At 65.4% G+C, this 20,619-nt stretch carries 23 protein-coding genes; 18 read left to right on the top strand and 5 right to left on the bottom strand.

Annotated elements, in window-relative coordinates; translation table 11 throughout:
• Positions 1–28: 28 nt before the first annotated feature.
• From C8J39_RS05345 to C8J39_RS05325, 5 genes are all read left to right on the top strand, one after another.
• Positions 29–997, top strand: coding sequence for a helix-turn-helix domain-containing protein (locus tag C8J39_RS05345; RefSeq protein ID WP_120299515.1), 969 nt, complete (start codon positions 29–31; stop codon positions 995–997).
• A gap of 96 nt (positions 998–1,093) precedes the next feature.
• Positions 1,094–2,017 carry a tetratricopeptide repeat protein gene (locus C8J39_RS05340; RefSeq protein ID WP_120299514.1) on the top strand — a complete coding sequence of 308 codons (924 nt, stop codon included), beginning with the start codon at positions 1,094–1,096 and terminating at the stop codon, positions 2,015–2,017.
• Between the two features lie 193 nt (positions 2,018–2,210).
• Positions 2,211–3,176, top strand: a complete 966-nt coding sequence (tilS, locus tag C8J39_RS05335; protein ID WP_120299513.1) for a tRNA lysidine(34) synthetase TilS — start codon at positions 2,211–2,213, stop codon at positions 3,174–3,176.
• Between the two features lie 73 nt (positions 3,177–3,249).
• Positions 3,250–5,283, top strand: a complete 2,034-nt coding sequence (ftsH, locus tag C8J39_RS05330) for an ATP-dependent zinc metalloprotease FtsH (protein WP_404969310.1) — start codon at positions 3,250–3,252, stop codon at positions 5,281–5,283.
• Positions 5,284–5,346: 63 nt separating this feature from the next.
• Positions 5,347–5,724 carry a hypothetical protein gene (locus C8J39_RS05325; protein ID WP_235518258.1) on the top strand — a complete coding sequence of 126 codons (378 nt, stop codon included), beginning with the start codon at positions 5,347–5,349 and terminating at the stop codon, positions 5,722–5,724.
• 133 nt (positions 5,725–5,857) lie between these two features.
• On the opposite strand, the gene C8J39_RS05320 is transcribed toward C8J39_RS05325, so the two are convergent.
• Positions 5,858–6,967: a DUF3667 domain-containing protein gene (locus C8J39_RS05320; RefSeq protein ID WP_120299511.1), complete on the bottom strand. Its 1,110-nt coding sequence runs from the start codon at positions 6,965–6,967 to the stop codon at positions 5,858–5,860.
• Positions 6,968–7,044: 77 nt separating this feature from the next.
• Between C8J39_RS05320 and C8J39_RS05315 the strand changes: the two genes are divergently transcribed.
• From C8J39_RS05315 to C8J39_RS05260, 12 genes are all read left to right on the top strand, one after another.
• Positions 7,045–8,307: a glutamate-5-semialdehyde dehydrogenase gene (locus C8J39_RS05315; protein WP_120299510.1), complete on the top strand. Its 1,263-nt coding sequence runs from the start codon at positions 7,045–7,047 to the stop codon at positions 8,305–8,307.
• Between the two features lie 52 nt (positions 8,308–8,359).
• A complete protein-coding gene (locus C8J39_RS05310) occupies positions 8,360–8,593 on the top strand; it encodes a CopG family ribbon-helix-helix protein (RefSeq protein ID WP_132833367.1) in 234 nt (77 codons plus the stop codon).
• Positions 8,590–8,877, top strand: coding sequence for a type II toxin-antitoxin system RelE/ParE family toxin (locus C8J39_RS05305; protein WP_056061230.1), 288 nt, complete (start codon positions 8,590–8,592; stop codon positions 8,875–8,877). The genes C8J39_RS05310 and C8J39_RS05305 overlap by 4 nt, the downstream gene beginning before the upstream one ends.
• On the top strand, positions 8,874–9,488 hold the full coding sequence (locus C8J39_RS05300) for a nicotinate-nucleotide adenylyltransferase (protein WP_056061228.1): 615 nt from the start codon (positions 8,874–8,876) through the stop codon (positions 9,486–9,488). The genes C8J39_RS05305 and C8J39_RS05300 overlap by 4 nt, the downstream gene beginning before the upstream one ends.
• Before the next feature lies 1 nt (position 9,489).
• Positions 9,490–9,897: a ribosome silencing factor gene (gene rsfS / locus C8J39_RS05295; RefSeq protein ID WP_056061225.1), complete on the top strand. Its 408-nt coding sequence runs from the start codon at positions 9,490–9,492 to the stop codon at positions 9,895–9,897.
• A gap of 18 nt (positions 9,898–9,915) precedes the next feature.
• The gene (locus C8J39_RS05290; protein ID WP_056061222.1) at positions 9,916–10,338 is read left to right on the top strand and encodes a 23S rRNA (pseudouridine(1915)-N(3))-methyltransferase RlmH; all 423 of its coding nucleotides are present in this window, start codon (positions 9,916–9,918) and stop codon (positions 10,336–10,338) included.
• A gap of 3 nt (positions 10,339–10,341) precedes the next feature.
• On the top strand, positions 10,342–11,520 hold the full coding sequence (locus C8J39_RS05285) for a murein hydrolase activator EnvC (protein WP_310793805.1): 1,179 nt from the start codon (positions 10,342–10,344) through the stop codon (positions 11,518–11,520).
• A gap of 182 nt (positions 11,521–11,702) precedes the next feature.
• Positions 11,703–13,088 carry a S41 family peptidase gene (locus C8J39_RS05280; RefSeq protein WP_120299508.1) on the top strand — a complete coding sequence of 462 codons (1,386 nt, stop codon included), beginning with the start codon at positions 11,703–11,705 and terminating at the stop codon, positions 13,086–13,088.
• A gap of 20 nt (positions 13,089–13,108) precedes the next feature.
• Entirely contained in the window at positions 13,109–13,591 is a 483-nt protein-coding gene (locus C8J39_RS05275) for a disulfide bond formation protein B (RefSeq protein WP_120299750.1), read from the top strand.
• Positions 13,588–14,124 carry a demethoxyubiquinone hydroxylase family protein gene (locus C8J39_RS05270; RefSeq protein ID WP_120299507.1) on the top strand — a complete coding sequence of 179 codons (537 nt, stop codon included), beginning with the start codon at positions 13,588–13,590 and terminating at the stop codon, positions 14,122–14,124. Before C8J39_RS05275 ends, C8J39_RS05270 begins: the two co-directional genes overlap by 4 nt.
• Positions 14,125–14,186: 62 nt before the next feature.
• Positions 14,187–14,705: a hypothetical protein gene (locus tag C8J39_RS05265; RefSeq protein WP_120299506.1), complete on the top strand. Its 519-nt coding sequence runs from the start codon at positions 14,187–14,189 to the stop codon at positions 14,703–14,705.
• A 535-nt stretch (positions 14,706–15,240) separates the two neighbouring features.
• A complete protein-coding gene (locus tag C8J39_RS05260) occupies positions 15,241–15,933 on the top strand; it encodes a DJ-1/PfpI family protein (RefSeq protein ID WP_120299505.1) in 693 nt (230 codons plus the stop codon).
• Here the strand turns inward: C8J39_RS05260 and C8J39_RS05255 are convergent.
• Complete coding sequence (locus C8J39_RS05255) at positions 15,924–16,556, bottom strand: DedA family protein (RefSeq protein ID WP_120299504.1); 633 nt, start codon at positions 16,554–16,556, stop codon at positions 15,924–15,926. The genes C8J39_RS05260 and C8J39_RS05255 overlap by 10 nt on opposite strands.
• A gap of 80 nt (positions 16,557–16,636) precedes the next feature.
• Here C8J39_RS05255 and C8J39_RS05250 point away from each other — a divergent pair, with 80 nt between their 5' ends.
• Positions 16,637–17,434, top strand: coding sequence for an aldo/keto reductase (locus C8J39_RS05250; protein WP_120299503.1), 798 nt, complete (start codon positions 16,637–16,639; stop codon positions 17,432–17,434).
• 94 nt (positions 17,435–17,528) lie between these two features.
• On the opposite strand, the gene C8J39_RS05245 is transcribed toward C8J39_RS05250, so the two are convergent.
• The 3 genes from C8J39_RS05245 to C8J39_RS18665 form a co-directional block, all read right to left on the bottom strand.
• A complete protein-coding gene (locus C8J39_RS05245) occupies positions 17,529–18,914 on the bottom strand; it encodes a UdgX family uracil-DNA binding protein (protein ID WP_120299502.1) in 1,386 nt (461 codons plus the stop codon).
• Positions 18,915–18,948: 34 nt separating this feature from the next.
• Positions 18,949–20,193, bottom strand: coding sequence for a putative DNA modification/repair radical SAM protein (locus tag C8J39_RS05240; RefSeq protein ID WP_120299501.1), 1,245 nt, complete (start codon positions 20,191–20,193; stop codon positions 18,949–18,951).
• A 218-nt stretch (positions 20,194–20,411) separates the two neighbouring features.
• Positions 20,412–20,588 (bottom strand): hypothetical protein, encoded by a 177-nt coding sequence (locus C8J39_RS18665; protein WP_165895133.1) that lies wholly within the window; start codon positions 20,586–20,588, stop codon positions 20,412–20,414.
• Positions 20,589–20,619: the final 31 nt, after the last annotated feature.

Raw genomic sequence — 20,619 nt, 5'->3', positions numbered from 1 at the left:
CGCTACGCACCCGTGTTCGGAGACAAGAATGGACGAGGTCGAAACCGGCCAGAACGCAGCACCCGCTCAACCAGAGCGTGCTGGCGACATTCTCCGCAAGGCGCGCGAGGCGCAGGGTCTGACCGTCGCGGATATCGCGACGCGTACCCGCGTGCCGCTGCGCCACCTCGAAGCGATCGAGGCGTCCGATTATTCGACGCTGCCGTCCTCGACCTACGCAGTCGGTTTCAGCCGCGCCTATGCGCGCGCGATGGGCATCGACGAGGTGCAGATCGCCAACATCGTCCGTAGCGACGTCGCGAAGCTCGGCAGCAAGAAGCCCGAATACGAACCCTACGAGATGACCGATCCGTCGCGTGTGCCTTCGCGCGGGCTGGCGATCGTCGCGCTGGGCATCGCGATCGCGGTGCTGGTGCTGGTCGGGCTGTGGTACGGCACCGACATGTTCCGCGGATCGAGCAATGGTTCGACCACGACGCCGATCGCCGAGACCGCGCCGAACCCCGCCGCGCAGACCGCGCAACCGGTCCCTGCGCCGGCCACGCCGGCCAACGGACAGGTCACGCTGACCGCCTCGGACGAGGTGTGGATGCGCGTCTACGACGCCGACAACAAGACGCTGTATCTCGGTACGATGAAGCCCGGCGAGAAGTTCGACGTGCCGAAGGATGCCAAGGATCCGAAGATCAACATCGGTCGCGCCGACAAGCTGGCGGTGACGCTCAACGGCGCCGCTGCCCCTGCGCTCGGCACGGGTGAGCGCGCGATCAAGGATGTGTCCGTGGGTGCGCCGGCAATTGCCGCGCGGATCGCCGGCACCCCCGAGCCTCAGGCCACGCCGACCGCGACCGAAGCGACGCCGACGCGGTCGTCCGAGCGGTCGCGCACCGCCAACCGCCCCCGCACGCCGCGTCGTCCGTTGAGCGAAACGCAGCGCGCCAACCTCGACGCGGCCGCCAATCCACCACCCGCCGCTACGGCAACGCCCAATCCGTGATTGCAGCCGACCATCGCCAGGGTCTTAAGGCTGGCGACAGGATGGGTAGTGCAGCTATACCCGGACGATTAACCAATCCACCGGGGGGTGTGGCCCATGCGTAAGTCAATTCTGGTCGGCGTCTGCCTCGCGGCGCTGTTGCCCGCTGCCGTACAGGCACAAAATGTCGAGGGCCGCGTCGGCAAGCTCGAAAGCGAAATGCGCGCGGTCCAGCGGAAGGTCTTCCCGGGTGGTGCGGGCCAGATGCTCCAGCCCGAAGTCCGCGCGCCACAGAGCGAGCAGGGCCCGGGCCCAGGCTCGCCCGCGACCAGCGCGCTCGCCGACGTGAACCAGCGCGTCACGTCGCTCGAACAGCAGATGACCTCGCTCACCGAGCAGATCGAGCAGAACCAGAACCGCACGCGTCAGTTGCAGGACGCGTTCGACAATTACCGCCGCTCGAACGACGCGCGGTTGAAGACGCTCGAGACCGGTCCCGCGCCGATCGCGACGGGGGCGGGGGCTGGTGGTCCGATCGAATCCGATGATCAGTCGAGCGGACCCTCGCGCCCGACCACGCGCCCCGAAGCCGCGAGCAAGCCCGGCGCGGCGACGCCGACCAAGGTTTCGGTCGAGAAGCCGTCGACCGGCGATCCGGCGGAGGACGAGTATATGTACGGCTACCGCCTCTGGGCCGCCAAGCAATACCCGCAGGCCGAGGCGCAACTGAAGAAGGTCGTCGCCGAATACCCCAAGAGCAAGCGCGCCAGCTATGCACAGAACCTGCTCGGCCGGTCGTATCTCGACGAGGGCAAGCCGAGCCTCGCATCGATGGCGTTCTACGATAATTACAAGAAGATGCCCGAGGGTGAGCGCGCGCCGGACAGCCTGCTGTATCTCGGCCAGGCGTTGACCAAGCTCAACAAGCCGGCGGACGCGTGCAAGGTGTATGACGAGCTGAACGACGTCTACGGCGCCAAGATGGCGTCGGCGATGAAGGGGCAGGTTGCCGCCGGGCGCAGCGCGGCGAAGTGCAAGTAAGGCATCTTCCAGTGCGCACGCGTACCTGCCTGTCCGTGACCTCACGTCGCACTCTAACACCCCCCCGGCGGAGGCCGGGGCCCAACTGGCAAGGTGGTCGTAACGGCGGACTGAACTCAGTCATCACCGTCCCCCAATTGGGCCCCGGCCTCCGCCGGGGTGGTGACCGCTCAACCTTCAGGACTGTCTCCGCATGACCGAAGAAGGACGCCGCTTCGCCGCCGACTTCGCGCGCCTGGCAAGCGACATCGCCAACCCGCTGTTCGCCGTCTCCGGCGGCCCCGACAGCATGGCGATGCTCACCCTCGCGCACGAAGCCCTGCCGCCCGGCTTCACGGTCGCCAGTATCGACCACCGCCTTCGCCCCGAAGCGGTGGAGGAATCCGCGATGGTCGCGGCGCATTGCGCAACGCTCGGCATCTCCCACGCGACGCTTGCCCCCAGCGAACCGATCATCGGTGCCAGCATCCAGGCGCAGGCGCGCACCACGCGCTACGCCCTCCTCACCGACTACGCCCGCGTGATCGGGGCAGGGGCGCTCGTCACCGGCCACCACGCCGACGACCAGGCCGAAACCTTCCTCATGCGCGCCGCCCGGGGGTCAGGGCTAGCCGGCCTCGCCGGTGTCCGCGCCCGCACCGAAGTCCACGGCGTCACGGTCGTCCGCCCCTTGCTCGACTGGCGCCGCGCCGAACTCCGCGCGATCGTCCGCCGCGCCGAAGTGCCGTTCTTCGACGACCCCTCGAACCACGACGACCGCCACGATCGTACCCGCTTCCGTCGGTTGCTCGACCAGAACGAATGGCTCGGCACGCCCAATCTCGCGCGCGCCGCTGCGGCGCTTGCCGAGACCGACACCGATGTCCGCGCGATGGTCGACTGGATCTGGACCGAACGCGCCAAGGTCGGTGGCGGCGAAGTGAAGCTCGCGGTCGAGAAACTTCCCCGCGAGATCCTCCGCCGCCTCGCGCGCCGCGCGATCGGCACGGTCCGCACCGACGCCGGCATCGTCGCGCCCGAATGGACCGAGGCCGCCAACATCGAAAGCCTGCTCGACTCGCTGATGACCGGCAAGCGCACCACCCAAGCCGGGATCATCGCCAGCGTTCGCGGCGACGTCTGGCGCTTCCGCGAGGCACCACCGCGCCGAACCGTTTAGCGCGCCCGTCCGTTCACACTGATCAACGCAAGTCGCGCGTTGTTCCATTGCCATTAACCCGCGCACGCTTATCTTGTGCGGTGAAAGGTATCGTGCACCCATGAGCGACAACGACAACCGCGGTCAGAAGCCCCAGGGCCCCGGAAACGGCGGCCCCGGCAATGGCGGTCCCGAAAACGGCGGCGGCGGCAATCCTTGGATGAAGAGCTTGCTGATCTGGGTCGGCATCCTCCTCGCGCTGGCGCTGTTCGTGACCATGTTCGACGGCCGTACCGCGGCGTCGGGTGGTAACACGATCGCGTATTCGGCGTTCCTCGACAAGGTCGACGAGGGCACCGTCAAGGACGTCAACATCTCGCGCGATATCATCTCGGGGACGCTGTCCTCGGGCGAGAAGTTCAAGTCGTATCCGATTCCGGATTCGACGCTCGTGCCGAAGCTGCGCGAGAAGGGCGTCTCGATCAGCGCGAAGCCCGAAGAGGGCCCGTCGATGCTGGCGCTGTTGTTGTATCAGTCGCTGCCGTTCCTGCTGTTCCTCGGCATCGCGTTCTTCGTTCTGAAGCAGATGCAGAAAAACTCGGGCTCCGGCGCGATGGGTTTTGGGAAGTCGCGCGCCAAGATGCTGACGCAGAAGGAAGGCAAGGTCACCTTCCAGGACGTTGCCGGCATCGACGAGGCTCGCGAAGAGCTGGAAGAAATCGTCGAGTTCCTTAAGGACCCGACCAAGTTCGCCCGCCTCGGCGGCAAGATCCCCAAGGGCGCGCTGCTGGTCGGCTCCCCCGGTACCGGCAAGACGCTGCTCGCGCGCGCAATTGCAGGCGAAGCCGGCGTGCCGTTCTTCACAATCTCGGGTTCCGATTTCGTCGAGATGTTCGTCGGCGTCGGCGCGAGCCGCGTCCGTGACATGTTCGAGCAGGCCAAGAAGTCCGCACCGTGCATCGTCTTTATCGACGAGATCGACGCAGTCGGTCGCCATCGTGGCGCTGGGCTCGGCAACGGCAATGACGAGCGCGAGCAGACGCTGAACCAGCTGCTGGTCGAAATGGACGGCTTCGAGGCGAACGAAGGCATCATCATCATCGCCGCCACCAACCGTCCTGACGTGCTCGATCCCGCTCTGTTGCGTCCGGGCCGTTTCGATCGCCAGGTCACCGTGCCGCGGCCGGATATCGAGGGTCGCATCAAGATTCTCGAAGTCCACATGAAGAAGGTGCCGCTCGCACCTGACGTCGACGCTCGCGTTATCGCACGCGGTACGCCCGGGTTCTCGGGTGCCGATCTTGCCAACCTCGTCAACGAGGCGGCGCTGCACGCGGCGCGCAAGGGCAAGCGTCTGGTGGCAATGGCCGAGTTCGAGGAGGCCAAGGACAAGGTCATGATGGGCGCAGAGCGTCGCAGCATGGTCATGACCGACGACGAGAAGCGGATGACCGCGTATCACGAGGCCGGCCATGCCGTCGTCGCGATGCACGAGGCTGCGTCGGATCCGATCCACAAGGCGACGATCATCCCGCGCGGTCGTGCGCTGGGTATGGTGATGCGTCTGCCCGAGCGCGACTCGTACAGCTATCACCGCGACAAGATGTACGCGAACCTCGCGGTCTCGATGGGCGGCCGTGTCGCCGAGGAAGTCATCTTCGGCTACGACAAGGTCTCGTCCGGCGCGTCGGGCGACATACAGTACGCCACGGGTCTGGCACGCGACATGGTCACGCGTTGGGGCATGTCGGACAAGGTTGGACCGCTGGAATACGGGGAGCCCGAGGGCGAGTCGTTCCTCGGCTACTCGTCGAGCCGTCCGTCGCGCATGTCGAACCAGACCGCGCAGTTGATCGACGACGAGATCAAGCGGATCGTCGAAGGTGGTCTCGACCGCGCCAAGCAGGTGCTGAGTGATCACGTCGCCCAGCTTCACACCGTGGCCGGCGCGTTGCTCGAGTTCGAGACGCTGACCGGTGACGAGATCAAGAAGCTGATCGCGGGCGAGGATCTCGATCGTCCGGATCCGGGTGCTAAGGCGTCGACCGTCCCGCGTGCGGGCACGTCGATCCCTAAGACCCGCCGTCCGTCGGGACCTTTCGGGACGCCAACCCCTTTGGGGGCGTGATCCGGTTCACCGGACAGTCACTTAAGTAGCTCTATGGGCGGTCTTTTCTCGGAAAGGCTGCCCATGTCGTATTCGCGTTCCAAGGCTGTAGTCGCAGCGCTACTGATGGTCGGCGCGGCAATGCCGGCAAGCGCGGCAATGACCGTCGGCACCTTCCTGGCCCGCGCCAACGCGCTGCGCGACCAGGGCCCGATGGCGCTGATGTCCCCCGACCTCCCCGCACTGAAGGCCGAAGCCAAGGCGGCGACCAATCAGTTGAAGGCTGAACGCGCCGCCCGCGCCGCCGCCGGCAAGCCGCCGATCGCCTGCGTTCCAGAGGGCGAGTCGGTCGGTATCATGGACATGCTCGACGGCCTGAACGAACTCCCCGCCAGCTACCAGAAGCGCCCCCTCAAGGACGGCTACGCCCGCGTCCTGGCGAACCTCTACCCCTGCCGTTGAGGCGTCTGGAGGAGGTTGAGGAGGTCTTCTTTCATCCGTTCGCCCTGAGCGAAGTCGAAGGGCATGCCCCGCACGCAGGTGCTTCGACTTCTCTCAGCACGAACGGGCGTTGGCAGGACCCGCTTAATAACAATCAGTCCGTCAGCCCATGCAGTAACAGCAGCACGATAAACGCGAGCAAAACCGTAAACGCGAACGTCAACAGCGCCACCGTTCGCCAAGCCGCCGACCACTTCCGCAACTTATAAGCGCCCCGAAGCTGCGCGAACATGTGGATTGGCGGCACGCATATCGCAGCCATCACGATCCATCCCTCCGCGACGCCGATCACGCCCGCGATGATCAGCGCGATCGTCAGCAGCATCATGAACGCCAGCGAATAAGTCACGAAGATTGCGTGATCGTAGAGGTGATGTTGGCGTCGCCAGAGGAAAAGAAGCGCCATGAACGGCACGGATAGCGGAATCAGACCCCAGCTGTATTTGTACGCGCTGGTCTGCAGCTTGTAGAACATCAGGCCCGGATTGCCGTTCGCCTTGGCGATCCCGTGGTCGAGTCGTTCCCAACCGGTCTTGAAGTCGCCTAGATCGACGACCGTGCCGTAAGCGGCGCCGTTCTGCATATCCGCCGCCACGCCGAGTGCACGAACGGTAGTACGAAGGGCGCCTGCCTGCCGATCGAGCGTGGCAAGCTGCTCCCCCGAGAGATTGGCGGGGTCACGCTTCGCAACCTCCTGCTGCGCCTCGACTTTCGTCAACGCGAGACGAGCCCTGGCGGCCTCGTGTGCATAGTCGGATGTCTTGCCGGTCCGCTGGTCCCGGATGAAGTCCTTCGTCATTTCCCCGCCGACCGCACCGATCGTCGCGAACATCAGGAAGACGGTGAACAGGAACAGCGCCAGCGGTGACACGAACCGCGCCCGCTCGCCATTGACGTACCGCCGCGTGAGTGCCCCTGGATGCAGCACCAGTAGCGGCAACGTCCGCCAGATCTTGCCTTCGAAATGGAAAACCCCGTGCGCGATCTCATGCCCGATCCCGCCCAGCGAGCGATGGACATGCGCCGATTGACCGCAGGCGTGGCAATGCTCACCCAGCAGCCGCGTTCCGCAATTCAGGCACAACGCATCGTCCGGACCATGGACCGTATGCGTGCCATGCGCTTCGCCCGCGCTCGGTTCGAACGCGCGCCCGACGAGTGTACCCGTGGCGATATCCGCCGCTGCCCCGATATCCCCAGTCATGCGTCCCCCTGCAACATCGGCAGCGTAACGAGTTCGCGACGTTGGCGCGAGAGGCTTCGCATGGTACCGCGGCGACCATGGCCGATTCAGAAAATCCGACCGAAATAATCGCCGAAATGGGCGCGCGCGCTCGCTCTGCCGCGCTGGTTCTAGCAGCGATGTCGTCAACGCTAAAGGCCACGGCGCTTGCATTGGCGGCGGAGTCGATCCGGGCGGCCTCTGCTGAGATCGTTGCGGCGAACGTTGAGGACATGACGCGCGCGAGCGAGGCAGGTCTGTCGGGTGCGCTGCTCGATCGGTTGCGGCTTGATGAAGCGCGGGTTGCGGCGATGGCTGACGGCGTCGCGGCCGTGGCAGCGCTCGCCGATCCGGTCGGGCAGGTGATCGATTCCAGCGAGCGTCCGAACGGCTTGGAACTCTCGCGTGTCCGCGTGCCGATTGGCGTCATCGGCATCATCTACGAGAGCCGCCCCAACGTCACTGCCGACGCCGCAGCGCTATGCATGATGGCCGGCAATGCGGCGATCCTGCGCGGCGGGTCCGAAGCGGTAAAGAGCAATCGCGCGATCCACGCAGCACTGGTCGCGGGGCTGAAGGCGGGCGGGGTGCCAGTTGGCGCGGTCCAACTCGTGCCCACCACCGATCGCGCAGCAGTCGGCGCGATGCTGAAAGCGGGCGGGGTGATCGACCTGATCATCCCCCGTGGCGGCAAGAGTCTCGTGGCGCGCGTCCAGGCCGAAGCGCGCGTGCCCGTCCTCGCGCATCTCGACGGCATCAATCACGTCTTCGTGCATACGTCGGCCAATCCGGCGATGGCCGAAGCAGTCGTCGTAGACGCGAAGATGCGCCGCACCGGCGTCTGCGGGTCGATGGAAACGCTGCTGGTCGACCGTGACTATGTGGACGCACCCGCCCTGATCCGAAGACTCGCTGCAACGGGCTGCGAAGTCCGCGGCGATGCAAGCGCGCGCGCCCTAGTTCCCGAGATTGTTCCCGCCGGAGCGGTCGACTGGGACACCGAATATCTCGACGCGATTGCCTCGGTCGCGATCGTCGACGGCATCGGCGGTGCGATTGCGCACATCGCCCGCCACGGCTCGCACCACACCGACGCTATTGTCGCCGAAGATGCCGCGATCGCCGAGCGTTTCCTGACCACCGTCGACAGCGCGATCGTCCTCTGGAACGCCTCTACCCAGTTCGCCGACGGTGGCGAGTTCGGCCTCGGCGCGGAGATCGGCATCGCCACCGGCCGCCTCCACGCCCGCGGCCCGGTAGCGCTCGAAGGCCTCACCACCTACAAATGGATCGGCCGCGGCACCGGCCAGGTGCGCGGTTGATTGTAAGAGGTGGAAAGCGCATGTTCGCGACATGACGAACGCATCGACCTTGATGATCGCGATCGAGCCCGGCGTTGCCGACAAACTCGCGACACTGGCGCAGCGCCGCGGTGTCGACGCTAGTACCATCGCTGCCGAAGCGATCGCGCGTCGCGTCGACGAAGAACTCGAATTTCTGGACTTCATTCAGGCCGGCGAGGATTCGATCGCGCGAGGCGATTATCTGACCCAGGAGGAAATGGAAGCCTGGTTTGCGCAACGGCATAAGACCGCCAACGCTGCATGAGGGGCGTAAGATGGTCGCGCGACGCGCAGGCCGATGTTGCGACGATCGATGACGAGTTCGACAAGATCGATCCGAATACCGCGAGCCGGGTTGGCACCTCGGCGGTCAACGCAGCCAGATTTCTGGCGGATTACCCGGGCGCGGGGCCAGCGGTGCCAAATACCCGACTGCGTAAATGGCGCGTCGCAGGTACGCCTTACATCTTGCTCTATCGGTTGGCGGACGATGACCTGTTCATCGTCCGCGTCATTCATGTCGCGCGTGACCGACAGCAGTTCCTATGACCCACGTCGGTATCCTCGGCGGGTCGTTCAATCCTGCGCACCGCGGGCATCGTGGCATCACGTTGGCGGCGATCGACGCGCTCGCGCTCGACGAGGCGTGGTGGCTGGTATCCCCTGGCAACCCGCTCAAGGATGCAGCCAACGACATGGCTCTGCTCGCTACGCGCCTCGCCTCCGCGCGGAAAATGGCGCGCCGTGCGCCGATCCGCGCAACCGATATCGAGACGCGGCTCCACACGCGCTACACGCTCGACACGATCCGCAAGCTCAAGCGGCGTTATCCCAAAATGCGGTTCATCTGGTTGATGGGGGCGGACAATCTCGCCGACTTCCACCGCTGGAAGAACTGGCGGCAGATCGCCCGCGAGGTTCCGATTGCGGTAATCGCGCGTCCGGGATATGACGGGCGCGCCCTCGCGGCCCCCGCGATGGGTTGGCTGCGGCGCTTCCAACGGCGCACAGACCATGCGAAGAGCTGGACGACGTGGAGATTGCCGGCCCTCGTGCTGTTGCGCTTCCGACCCGACCCGACCTCCGCAACCGGCCTGCGTGCCGAAAATCCCGACTGGGCCCAGCACGTTGCTGGCTCGGTAGTCTTACTCAGGAGCTGACTTGGCCACTTCCCCTACTGCCCCTCGCGCGACCGACCCCGAAGAGGTTGAGGCGCTGCATCGCCTGATCCTCGCGTCGCTCGACGACGACCAGGCGGTCGAGACCATCTCGATCCCGCTCGCGGGCAAGACCAGCATCGCCGATTACATGGTGATCGCCAGCGGTCGTTCGACCCGCCAGGTCGCCTCGATGGCGCAGAAGCTGGCCGAGCGGATCAAGGCCGAGTTCAAGCGTCCGGTGAAGATCGAAGGCCTGCCGACCGCGGACTGGGTGCTGATCGACGCGACCGACGTCATCGTCCACCTGTTCCGCCCCGAAGTCCGCAGCTTCTACAATCTGGAGCGGATGTGGGCGTTCGGCGACGCGCCGGCCCCGCCGCCGGTGCCGACCTTCACCGACGAAGACTAACCGACCTTAGAGGCGGCGATGCTGCTCCACATCGTCGCCCGTGGACGGATCGGGCGCTCGCCCGAGGCCGAACTGGTCGACCGCTATCTGAAGCGGATCGTCTGGCCGACCAAGGTCAGCGAGCTTCCCGACACCGGCGGCAAGATTCCGCTGGTCGGGGAACAGACCAAGCGCATCCTGCTCGACGAGAAGGGCGAAACGCTCTCCTCGACGCAGTTCGCGCAAAAGCTCGAGCGGTGGCGCGACGACGGCGTGCGCGAGGCGCGGTTCATGATCGGGGCCGCCGACGGCTTCGACGATGCGGCGCGCGACGAGGCGGACCTGCTCTTTTCGTTCGGCCGCGCGACTTGGCCGCATCTGCTCGCCCGCGCGATGCTTGCCGAGCAACTCTTTCGCGCGACCAGCATTCTTGCCAACCACCCCTATCACCGCGAAGGGTGATGCATGAGGATGGGGAGGGGCCTCGTCGTCGCGGCGTTGCTCGCGGTGGCGGGCGGCGTGACCGCGCAGACCAACGACACGGCCGAGGTCGCGAGCGAGCAGGCGCGTCTGGTCGCGGCAAAGCGCGATGCCGCGATCGCCGCGCGCCGTGCCGCTAAACTCACCGCCGCGGCTACCCAGGAGCGCAACGCCGCCGACAAGGCGCGGCGTGAAGAACAGGCGCTCGCGGCGCGCGTTACTGCCGCGGAGGCTAATCTCGCGACGGCCAGCGCCCGTGTGGCGCTAGTCGACCGCCTCCTGACCGATCAACGCGCCAAGCTCGGTCGTGCGCAAGCGCCCGTCGCCCGGTTGCTCGCGGCACTGGAATCGCTCGCCCGCCGCCCGACCATCGTCGCGGTTGCGCAGCCGGGATCGGTCGACGACCTCGTCCATGTCCGCGCAGTTCTGGGCAGCGCCCTTCCCGTGGTCCGCCAGCGTACCGAAGCCGTCCGCATCGAACTCGCTGAAACGCATCGCCTGCAATTCAGCGCCACGCTCGCCGTCAAGGTACTCGCCGATAGCCGCGCGCGTCTGGAGAACGACCGCGTCGCGCTGGCGAGCCTCGAGGCACGTCACCGCCAGCGTAGCCAGACGCTCGGCCGAGGCGCACTCAGCGAGTCCGACCGCGCATTGGCGCTCGGCGAACGCGCGCGCGATCTCGTCGACGGCATGGCTGCCACGACGAACGCCAAGGCGACCGCGGCCAGTCTGATCGCGCTCGCCGGTCCGCTCCCCCGCCCGATCGCGCCCGGTACGACGCCCCCGGCGCCACCGAGCGGGGTGTACCGCACGCCGGTAGAGGGCAGGCTCGTCACCGGCTTCGACGAAGTCTCGGACTCCGGCGTCCGATCGCGTGGCCTGACTTTCGCCCCCGCCGCCCGCGCGCGCGTCGTCACACCCGCGGCGGGGACGGTCCGATACGCGCGTCGCTTCCGCGATTATGGCGTTATCGTCATCATCGACCACGCGGACGGCTGGACGAGTCTGATCACCGGGTTGACCGCCACCACCGCTAAGCCCGGTGACCGCATCGCGATGGGGACTCTGCTCGGCACCGCACCCAGCGAAGACCCCCGCATCACCGTCGAGCTCCGCCGCCGGGGGCGGCCCGTCGATGTCGCTTCACTGATAGGATCGCGCTGATCAACCAAACCTGATGGACGCCGCCTTTCGATCCCCCTGGCGGGGGAGGATCGAAAGGCCTCCAGTCAGTCCCCATTAACCCCCACGCGCCTTCACTCCGCGCGCGCGTTGCCGCCAGCGTTCCGCTACGCTACGCCTTCACGACCGTACGACACGTCTTTTCTCAGGTTGCAGGACCATCGATGCCTCGTCCTATACTGCGTACCCCGTTCCTTGCCGCGACTGCGATCGTCGGCGCGCTGACGCTGATCCCATTGGCCACCTCCGCGATGGCGGCGGTCGATACCGACACGTACCGCGAGTTCGACCAGTTCCTCGATGTCTTCAACCGCGTGAAGGCGGAATACGTCGACAAGGTCGATGACAAGACGCTGATCAAGGGCGCGATCCAGGGCATGCTCGCCAGTCTTGATCCGCACAGCTCGTACGTCGATGCGCTCGACTACGAAAACCTCCGGATCATGACCGAGGGCAATTACGGAGGTCTCGGCCTGACCGTGCAGATGGAGGACGGCGCGATCAAGGTCGTCGCCCCGCAGGAGGATTCCCCCGCGGCCCGCGCGGGTGTGAAATCCGGCGACTACATCACGCATATCGACGGCAAGCTGATCTACGGCGACTCGCTCGACGAGGCGGTCGGCAAGATGCGCGGCAAGCCCGGCAGCAAGATCACGCTCGGCCTCGTCCGTCCCGGCCGCGACAAGCCGCTCGAGGTGACGATGATGCGTGAGATCATCGTCCAGAAGCCGGTGAAGTGGGAAGTCCGCGGCGACGTCGGCTATATCAACATCAACACGTTCAGCGAGAACACCGGCGCCGACACCCGCGCGGCGATCATGGCGATCGACAAATCACTCGGCCACCGCCCGCTCGGCTATGTCGTCGACCTCCGCGAGAATGGCGGCGGGCTCCTCACCCAGGCGATCGAGGTAAGCGACGCGTTCCTCGATCATGGCGAGATCGTCTCGCAGCGCGGTCGCGAGAAGACCGATATCGAGCGCTATTACGCCAAGCCCGGCGACGACGCGCACGGCCTGCCGGTCGTCGTCCTCACCGATCCCGGCACCGCGTCCGCCTCCGAGATCGTCGCCGGCGCGCTCCAGGATCATCACCGCGCGCTGATCATGGGCGAGCGCAGCTTCGGCAAGGGCTCGGTCCAGACCGTGCTCCCACTTGGGCCCCAGACCGCGCTCCGCCTGACCACCGCCCGTTATTTCACGCCGTCCGGCCGATCGGTGCAGGAGGGCGGGATCGAGCCCGACATCAAGGTGCCGCAGCTCACCGATCCCGACTACAAGTCGCGTCCGGTGTTCCGCGAGGCCGACCTACGCAAGCATTTGATCAATGAGGTGAAGGCCGACAACGCGGTGCTCGAGGAGGATACCAAGACCGATCCGCGCTTCTCGCAGGCGCCCGACCAGTTAAAAAAACAGGGGATCGACGACTTCCAGCTCTACTATGCGCTGAAGACGGTCGCGCGCCTTGGCGGGGCAACGCAGGTCGCCGCCGCGACCAAGCCGCGCCCGATCAAGCCCGATCCCACGGACACCAAGGCGCCCACCAAGTGAGCGTGCGTCGTGGGCTTGGCATGACCAAGAACGAAGAGATCGCGCGCGCCATCGCGTTGTTGCTGCCGGCGTTCCTCCTGCTCGGCGCGCTCGGCTCGCAATATCTCGGCGGGCTGTATCCGTGCGAAATGTGCCACTGGCAGCGCTGGCCGCATTATTCCGCCGTGCTGATCGCGGGGGCGACGTTCTTCGTTCCCGGCCGCTCGCTGCGCGCATCGCTGGTCATCATCGCCGGGCTGCTGATCGGGCTCAGCGGTCTGATCGGCGTCGCGCATGCTGGCGTTGAATATCATTGGTGGAACGGCTTCACCGCCTGCACCACGACCGTCTCGATGGCCGGCACGACCGCCGCCGAGCGTCTCGCCGCGATCATGAACGCGCCGATGGTGCGCTGCGATTCACCGCAATGGAAACTGCTCGGCATTTCGCTCGCCGGGTTCAACGCGATCTTTTCCCTCGTCGGTGCGTTCACCATATTCGCACTCATGAGGAAGACGAGATGAGCGGCTGGAAGCCAGGCGACGCCAAGCGCGCCACCGATACGATGATCCGCGTCGACCAGGCCGGCGAATACGGCGCAATCCGCATTTATGCGGGCCAGCTTGCCGTACTCGGTGACCGGCACCCGGCGTCGCGCTCGATCCATCACATGGCGCAACAGGAAGAGCGGCATCGCGCGTTCTTCGACAAGATGATCGTCGATCGACGCGTGCGCCCGACGGTGCTGCAGCCGATCTGGAAAGTCGCGGGCTTCGCGCTAGGCGCCGTGACGGCCGCAATCAGCCCGCGGGCTGCCATGGCGTGCACGGCGGCGGTCGAGACCGAGATCGACAAGCATTACGAGGAACAGCTCGTTCAGCTTGGCGCCAGCGACCCCGAGCTATCGGCAGCCATTCTCGATTTTCAGGCCGAGGAACTCGAGCACAAGGCCACCGCGATTGCTGCGGGGGCGGAAGAGACGCCGGGTTATCCGGTATTGAGTGCCGTGATCCGGCTCGGCTGCAAGGTTGCGATCGCGACTGCCAAGCGGATCTGAGATGCGGCCGATACAATGAGATACGGCCAGTGAATGAAGTACGGATTGTGGGAGTGATGCGTATGAAAATGCTTTTTGCGACGGCTTTGCTCGTCGCCGGACCCGTTGCGGCGCAGACGGCTCAACCTGCTCGCCCCGTAGCGCCGCCAACGCTGGCGCAATTACCCGCCAAGGGACCGACGCTGGCGCCGGCTCTGCCCGGCGCTACCGGCAAGTCGAAGCCGATTTCGGCTCCCGGCGAAGTCTCGCGCAGTGCGCCTGTCAACGGCGTCCTGACGCTATTCGGCAACGAGCGCTGCCCGACCAACCAGAATGGCGAAGAGATCGTCGTCTGCGTCCGTCGCAGCGCGCAGGAGCAATACCGCGTCCCCAAGGAACTCCGCGAATTTGTCGTGACTCCCGAAAATGCCAGCTGGGCGACTAAGGCACAGGGAACGCTCGACGCAGGCGTCGGCGTCAACACGATCGGCAGCTGCTCCGCGGTCGGCCCCGGCGGCGCCTCCGGCTGCTTCAACCAGCGCGTCAAGGAATCGCGCCTGGAGAACAAGGCGCGCGCGGCAGAAGTCCCCGTCCTCCCATAAAGCGGTCGTAAGCGGCAGCGCCTCTACTTCCCCCCTCCCTAAAAGGGAGGGGCAGGGGTGGGTCGGCTTTTCGCACCGCTTACCGTCCCCTGGCGCACAAAAGGGGGCAAACGGATGGGCTAACATCCGGAAATTGAAAACCGTCCGCGCCCGATCCGCGTCGATGGTTACGAAAAAGACTTCTCGCCTACTCTGCGATTCTTCTTGCCGCCGTCATGACCGCGCTGATGCTCGGGACGTGGCTGTTCGCCTGACACCCGCGCGTGCTGGTTTAGACGTAACTGTCCTACAGGCGGATGGAGTGGCATGATGCGCGAATGAGGTCGGCAGCCATCCGAAGCGCGTTCGCTCAAACCGCCTCCTACGGTGCGTCGGGCACAGCGGAAAATGCTGCGCCAGCGTCTGCACTTTCTGCACTTCGGGCGAGCGTGGTCATTGCACGTTGCCGGACTCGCGCTGTTTTTCAGCGAGTTAAGGCGATTCCGAGCGATGTCGCGATTCTTGATCGTAAGAACCTATCGCAAGGAGCAATCACATGACCAAACCGCTGAGCATCGCCTTCCTGCTGTTCCCGAACGTGACGCAGCTTGACCTGACCGGCCCCGCGCAGGTTCTGTCGCGGCTCGGCAACGCTCGCCTCGATCTTGTCTGGAAGACGCTCGATCCGGTGTCGACCGACGCGGGTTTCTCGATCCTGCCGACCGCGACCTTTGCGGACGTGCCGTATGCCGATATTCTAGGCGTGCCCGGCGGTTTCGGCATAAACGGCGTGATCGCCGACGACGAGGCGATGGCGTGGGTCCAGACGGTCGGCGCTGAGGCGACGTGGGTGACGAGCGTGTGCACCGGATCGCTGATTCTCGGCGCGGCGGGGTTGCTGGACGGCTACCGCGCCGGCTGCCACTGGGCGCAACGCGAGATGCTGACTCTGTTCAATGCGATTCCAGTCGATGCGCGGACCGTGGTCGATCGCAACCGCGTGACAGGCGGCGGCGTCACCGCAGGGATCGACTTCGCGCTGACGCTGACCGCGATGATCCGCGGCGAGGCTCACGCTCGGGCAGTGCAACTCGGTCTGGAATATGACCCCGCGCCGCCATTCGAGAGCGGTTCACCCGCCAAGGCCGGTCCCGAGATCGTCGCGGCGTATCAGCGCCGCATGCAGTCGATCGTTCCCACGCGCGACGACGATCTGCGCGCGTTAGCAAAGCTCCGTGGTTACGGGTGACGCTTCAGTCCGCGCACCCGGTGCCAGATGTAGAAGCCGACGAGGGCTATCAGGACGACGCCGATCAGCAGGTCGGCGCTGTGGAACGCGGCCTTCACGCGCGGATCGCTGTCCCATTTGTCGCCGAGCTTCATGCCGACCCATGCCAGCCCGAAGCACCACGGCCACGACCCGATGAACGTGTAGACGTGGAACGGTACCAGCTTCATCCGCGCGACGCCGGCGGGGAAGGCGATGAACGAGCGGATGACGGGAAGCAGGCGTCCGATCAGCACCGCCATCGAGCCCCAGCGGGCAAAGAACCGGTCCGCCGCATCAAGCTCGCCCGGCCCGATCAGCAGGTATTTGCCCCAGCGCTCGGCCATCGGTCGGCCGCCGCGTTTGCCGATCTCGTACGCAACGATCGAGCCGAGGTTGCACCCGATCGCGCCCGCGGTGGCGGCGAGATACAGGTCGAACCGCCCGGTCGAGACGAGGTAGCCGGCGAACGGCATGATGATCTCGGACGGCAGCGGGATGCACGCGCTTTCGATCGCCATGAGCAGCGCGATGCCGACATAGCCACCCGACGAGATGACGCCGATCGTGAAGGAGGCCAGCACGGCCAGGATCTTTTCGAACATGGCTCGGTCGATTGCGCGAACCGGGCGGCGAAGGGAAGTGCTAAATCGGAACCGGTACGCGCTTCGTTCGCTGGTGCGGCATGACAGATCTTACACTCAACGACGGCCGCACGATGCCCCAGCTCGGCATGGGCACGTGGCAGATCCCCGACAGCCAGGCCGCGGCGATCGTCCGCTCCGGGCTCGATATCGGCTTCCCGCTGGTCGACACCGCCGCGATCTACGAGAACGAGCGTGGCGTCGGCGACGGCTACAAGGGCTCGGACGCGTTCCTGACGACCAAGCTCTGGAACGATCGCCAGGGCGATGCCGAGGCAGCAATGGACGAGAGCCTCGCGCTGCTGGGTGTCGAGTCGGTCGACCTGTACCTGATGCATTGGCCGGTGCCGAAGCAGGACAAGTATGTCGAAGCATGGAGGGCGATGATCGCGCTGCGCAACGCCGGGAAGGCCAAGTCGATCGGCGTGTCGAACTTCCTGCCCGAGCATATCGACGCGATTGTCGCTGCGACCGGCGTGACGCCGGCGGTCAACCAGATCGAACTCCACCCGAACTTCCAGCAGCGCGAGCAGCGTGCGTATCATGAAGCGCATGGCATCGTGACGCAGAGCTGGAGCCCGCTGGGGCAGGGCAAGACGTTGCTGCAGGACGCGGCGATCGTCCGGATCGCGGACAAGCATGGTCGGAGTGCGGCGCAGGTCATTCTGACGTGGCATTTGGCGAATGGCTTTTCGGTCATCCCGAAGGCGTCGGATGCCGAGCATCTCGCGGACAATTTCGCGGCGTTGGATCTGACGCTGGATGACGAGGACATGGCCGTGATCGAAGCGCTCGACGACCCTGCTGGCCGGTTGGGACCAGAACCGAACAGCATGTAATGAGGGTGAGGAAGCGATTCGACTGACGAGCTTGTCATCCTGACTTTTGTCAGGATGACGGAAGAAAGGAGCGTGCGATTTGCTCCTTCGAGGATCAAGCAATTCGTCGGCCTACGACGCGCAAGTCTTCGACAAATCGCGCATATTCTTCTGCCGCCTGCGCTGGGTCCGGCAGCCGCAGCAGATAACTCGGATGCACCGTAATCCACGCCTCGCCGCCGTCGGGCAATTGCAGCGCCCGGCCACGCTCGCGCCCGATCGTCATTACCTTGCCGAACAGCGACCGGGCCGCGGTGGCGCCTAGCGCCACAGTGACCTTAGGCTTGATTAGCATCTGCTCCTGTTCGATCCACCAGCGGCAGGCGTCGATCTCGCCGGCGCCGGGCTTGGCGTGGATGCGGCGTTTGCCGCGTTGTTCGAACTTGAAATGCTTCACGGCGTTGGTGACGTAGGCGCGTGAGCGGTCGACGCCGGCTTCCGCCATCGCTTTGTCGAACATCTGGCCGGCGGGGCCGACGAATGGACGTCCGGCGATATCCTCCTGGTCGCCGGGTTGTTCGCCGACGAACATCAGTGAGGCGTTGACTGGGCCTTCGCCGAACACGGTTTGCGTCGCGGGCTTGTATAGCGGGCAGCGGGTGCAGCCGGCGGCCTCATCGCGCAGCGCTTCCCATGCGATCAGGCTGTTGCCGCCGACGTTGTCGCGCGCCTTCTGGATCATGCCGCTCTCCCTTGCTTGTGCCGCTGCAAGCAAGCCCGGCACCAGCGCGGTCTCGGGCATGTTCTTCCAGTATTTCTTCGGCATCTCCTTCAGCATCGCGCCGATCTTCACGCGGGCTGGGTTGAAGATGCTGGCGTAATAGGTCTTCCAGACTTCCTCGGTCGGGTCGCCTTCGGGGGCGTCGGACTTGCTTGCACCAGGGCCTTCGGTGAGCGCCTTGCTGTCCCAGTGGATCGAGACTTCGGGCGTCAGGATCGACCAGCGCATGCTGGCGAAGCGGTTGACGAAGAAGGCTGCGTTGGCGCGGACAATGTGGTGATCTGGCTCGAACCACGCGACGAAGCGGGTTCCGCCGTCTTCCTCGACCTCGCGGAAACGGAGGAACGCGCGCATCTTGTGGATGTCGCGGCGGACGTCTTTGGCAATCCGGTCGAGGCGGCGGACGAGCGGATCGGCGCGGTCCTCGATTAGTTTGGGTTCGCGGCGGAGGCGGAAAAGCAGGGTGTAGAGCAGGGCGAAGCGTTCGGGATCGCTGCCGAGTATGGCGCTGCGGGCTAGGTCTATGAAAGCGCGGGGGACGGAGAACGCGCCTGGGGCCGGGGCGGGGGCCGGATCGGCTACGGTTGCGAACAGGTCGACCGGTTCGTCGCCAACTTGCCAGACGACGTCGTCGGGGGGGACGTCCTCGGCGATCAGGCCACGCGCGGCGTCGCGCCAGCCGTCGAAATCGTCAGGTTCGGATAGGGTTACGACGCGCATAATCTTCCCCGGCACGGGGCGGAATGCGTCGGCGTCACGCGAACATTTCCATCTGCTTGGGTTTTGGGGCGATGATGGGGCGGAGCTCGGCTTTGTCCGCCAGAGCTACCGGGCGCCAATCCTCGGCGATGATGAAGGGGCGGAGCTTGGCCACGGATACCGTCAACCTTCCGATGTCCGCCAGATGCAGGCGGCGCCAGCGGCGGCTGGTGAGGATGCCGTTGACTGCTTTTACGCCGAGTCCGGGGACGCGGAGGAGCATTTCGCGGGGGGCGCGGTTGACATCTACCGGGAAAGATCCGCGAAATTTGAGTGCCCAGGCAAGCTTGGGGTCGATGTCGAGCGGCAGCATCCCGGTCGCGTCGTCGGCGGCGGCGACCACCTCGTGCGGCTGGAACTCGTAGAAGCGCATCAGCCAGTCGGACTGGTACAGCCGGTGCTCGCGCATCAAGGGCGGGCGTTGCAGCGGGAGGACGGCGCTTGCATCCGGAATCGGGCTGAATGCCGAATAATAGACGCGGCGCAGGCCAAAGCGGTCGTACAAGGTCGACGCCTTCCGGACGATGTCGCCGTCGGTCGCTGCGTCGGCGCCGACGATCATCTGCGTCGACTGGCCGGCGGGGGCGTAGCGGGGCGCGGACTTGTACTTGGCCTTGGCGTCCTTGCCGTCGATGATCGAGGCCTTCACCTCGGCCATCGCGGTCTCGATGCGGACGCCGTCCTTTTCAGGGGCGAGACGCTTCAAGCCGTTCGCGGTCGGCAGCTCGACGTTGATCGAGACACGATCCGCATACAGCCCGGCCTGGTGGACGAGTTCGGGATCGGCGTCGGGGATCGTCTTGAGGTGGATGTAGCCGCGGAAATGATGGTCCTCGCGCAAACTCCGCGCCACCTCGACCATCTGCTCCATCGTGTAGTTCGACGACGCGATGATGCCGGACGAGAGGAACAGGCCCTCGATATAATTGCGCTTGTAGAAGGCGATGGTGAGATCGACGACTTCCTTCGCCGTGAAGCGGGCGCGGCGGACGTTCGAGCTCTTGCGGTTGATGCAGTAATGGCAGTCGAAGATGCAGCTGTTGGTCAGCAGGATCTTCAGTAGCGAGATGCAGCGGCCGTCGGGCGCATAGGCGTGGCAGATGCCCATGCCTTCGGTCGAGCCGAGCCCCTTGCCGTCCTTCGAATTGCGCTTGGTCGTGCCCGACGATGCGCAGGACGCATCGTATTTGGCCGCATCGGCGAGGATCTCGAGCTTTTTATGGGTGTCGAGTTGGGCCATTCGTTCGTCTTACGTTCCGCGAAAAGGGGTGTCGAGTGATGGAGATCAACTTGTCGCTATGTCGTTGTACTGGCCGCCTTTCGGGTCGGCCCCGATGCTGGAAGTGCACAAAGTGCAGACGCTGGGAGCATTTTTCCGATGTCTGCACTTAGGCCCAAACGTGGACGATTGCGGATTCACGACGGTGGCAGGATCGCGGTGTGTAGGACACCTGAAAGTCAGCCGAACAGATAGCGGATCAGGTCGACCATGCCGCCGAGGCTCACGGGCAGGAGCAGCAACAGGAAGAGATAGACGAAGATCAGGCGGGTCAGCGCCTTCTCGTGACGATACACGGGCTTGCGGGGAGGCAGGTCCTCCTTGCGCGGCCAAATGCTGGATTCGTCGAGGAACATTGAGGGTCAACGTCGCGAACGGGGATTGTCT

The sequence above is a fragment of the Sphingomonas sp. PP-CC-1A-547 genome (assembly GCF_003610375.1).
In the GTDB taxonomy this organism is placed as follows: Bacteria; Pseudomonadota; Alphaproteobacteria; order Sphingomonadales; family Sphingomonadaceae; genus Sphingomonas.
The sequence above is the reverse complement of the archived record's forward strand: the minus strand, read 5'-3'. Positions and strand labels throughout refer to the sequence as shown.

Coding starts and splice junctions, on each gene's coding strand:
- C8J39_RS05245 (WP_120299502.1), bottom strand. CDS start 18,914: ATGCGCGTCGTAACCCTATCCGAACCTGACGATTTCGACGGCTGGCGC.
- C8J39_RS05305 (WP_056061230.1), top strand. CDS start 8,590: ATGAGGGGCGTAAGATGGTCGCGCGACGCGCAGGCCGATGTTGCGACG.
- C8J39_RS05285 (WP_310793805.1), top strand. CDS start 10,342: ATGAGGATGGGGAGGGGCCTCGTCGTCGCGGCGTTGCTCGCGGTGGCG.
- C8J39_RS05240 (WP_120299501.1), bottom strand. CDS start 20,193: ATGGCCCAACTCGACACCCATAAAAAGCTCGAGATCCTCGCCGATGCG.
- C8J39_RS05255 (WP_120299504.1), bottom strand. CDS start 16,556: ATGTTCGAAAAGATCCTGGCCGTGCTGGCCTCCTTCACGATCGGCGTC.
- C8J39_RS05325 (WP_235518258.1), top strand. CDS start 5,347: ATGTCGTATTCGCGTTCCAAGGCTGTAGTCGCAGCGCTACTGATGGTC.
- C8J39_RS05260 (WP_120299505.1), top strand. CDS start 15,241: ATGACCAAACCGCTGAGCATCGCCTTCCTGCTGTTCCCGAACGTGACG.
- C8J39_RS05290 (WP_056061222.1), top strand. CDS start 9,916: ATGCTGCTCCACATCGTCGCCCGTGGACGGATCGGGCGCTCGCCCGAG.
- C8J39_RS05270 (WP_120299507.1), top strand. CDS start 13,588: ATGAGCGGCTGGAAGCCAGGCGACGCCAAGCGCGCCACCGATACGATG.
- C8J39_RS05300 (WP_056061228.1), top strand. CDS start 8,874: ATGACCCACGTCGGTATCCTCGGCGGGTCGTTCAATCCTGCGCACCGC.
- C8J39_RS18665 (WP_165895133.1), bottom strand. CDS start 20,588: ATGTTCCTCGACGAATCCAGCATTTGGCCGCGCAAGGAGGACCTGCCT.
- C8J39_RS05265 (WP_120299506.1), top strand. CDS start 14,187: ATGAAAATGCTTTTTGCGACGGCTTTGCTCGTCGCCGGACCCGTTGCG.
- C8J39_RS05310 (WP_132833367.1), top strand. CDS start 8,360: ATGATCGCGATCGAGCCCGGCGTTGCCGACAAACTCGCGACACTGGCG.
- C8J39_RS05340 (WP_120299514.1), top strand. CDS start 1,094: ATGCGTAAGTCAATTCTGGTCGGCGTCTGCCTCGCGGCGCTGTTGCCC.
- C8J39_RS05275 (WP_120299750.1), top strand. CDS start 13,109: ATGACCAAGAACGAAGAGATCGCGCGCGCCATCGCGTTGTTGCTGCCG.
- C8J39_RS05345 (WP_120299515.1), top strand. CDS start 29: ATGGACGAGGTCGAAACCGGCCAGAACGCAGCACCCGCTCAACCAGAG.
- C8J39_RS05315 (WP_120299510.1), top strand. CDS start 7,045: ATGGCCGATTCAGAAAATCCGACCGAAATAATCGCCGAAATGGGCGCG.
- C8J39_RS05250 (WP_120299503.1), top strand. CDS start 16,637: ATGACAGATCTTACACTCAACGACGGCCGCACGATGCCCCAGCTCGGC.
- C8J39_RS05280 (WP_120299508.1), top strand. CDS start 11,703: ATGCCTCGTCCTATACTGCGTACCCCGTTCCTTGCCGCGACTGCGATC.
- C8J39_RS05320 (WP_120299511.1), bottom strand. CDS start 6,967: ATGACTGGGGATATCGGGGCAGCGGCGGATATCGCCACGGGTACACTC.
- tilS (WP_120299513.1), top strand. CDS start 2,211: ATGACCGAAGAAGGACGCCGCTTCGCCGCCGACTTCGCGCGCCTGGCA.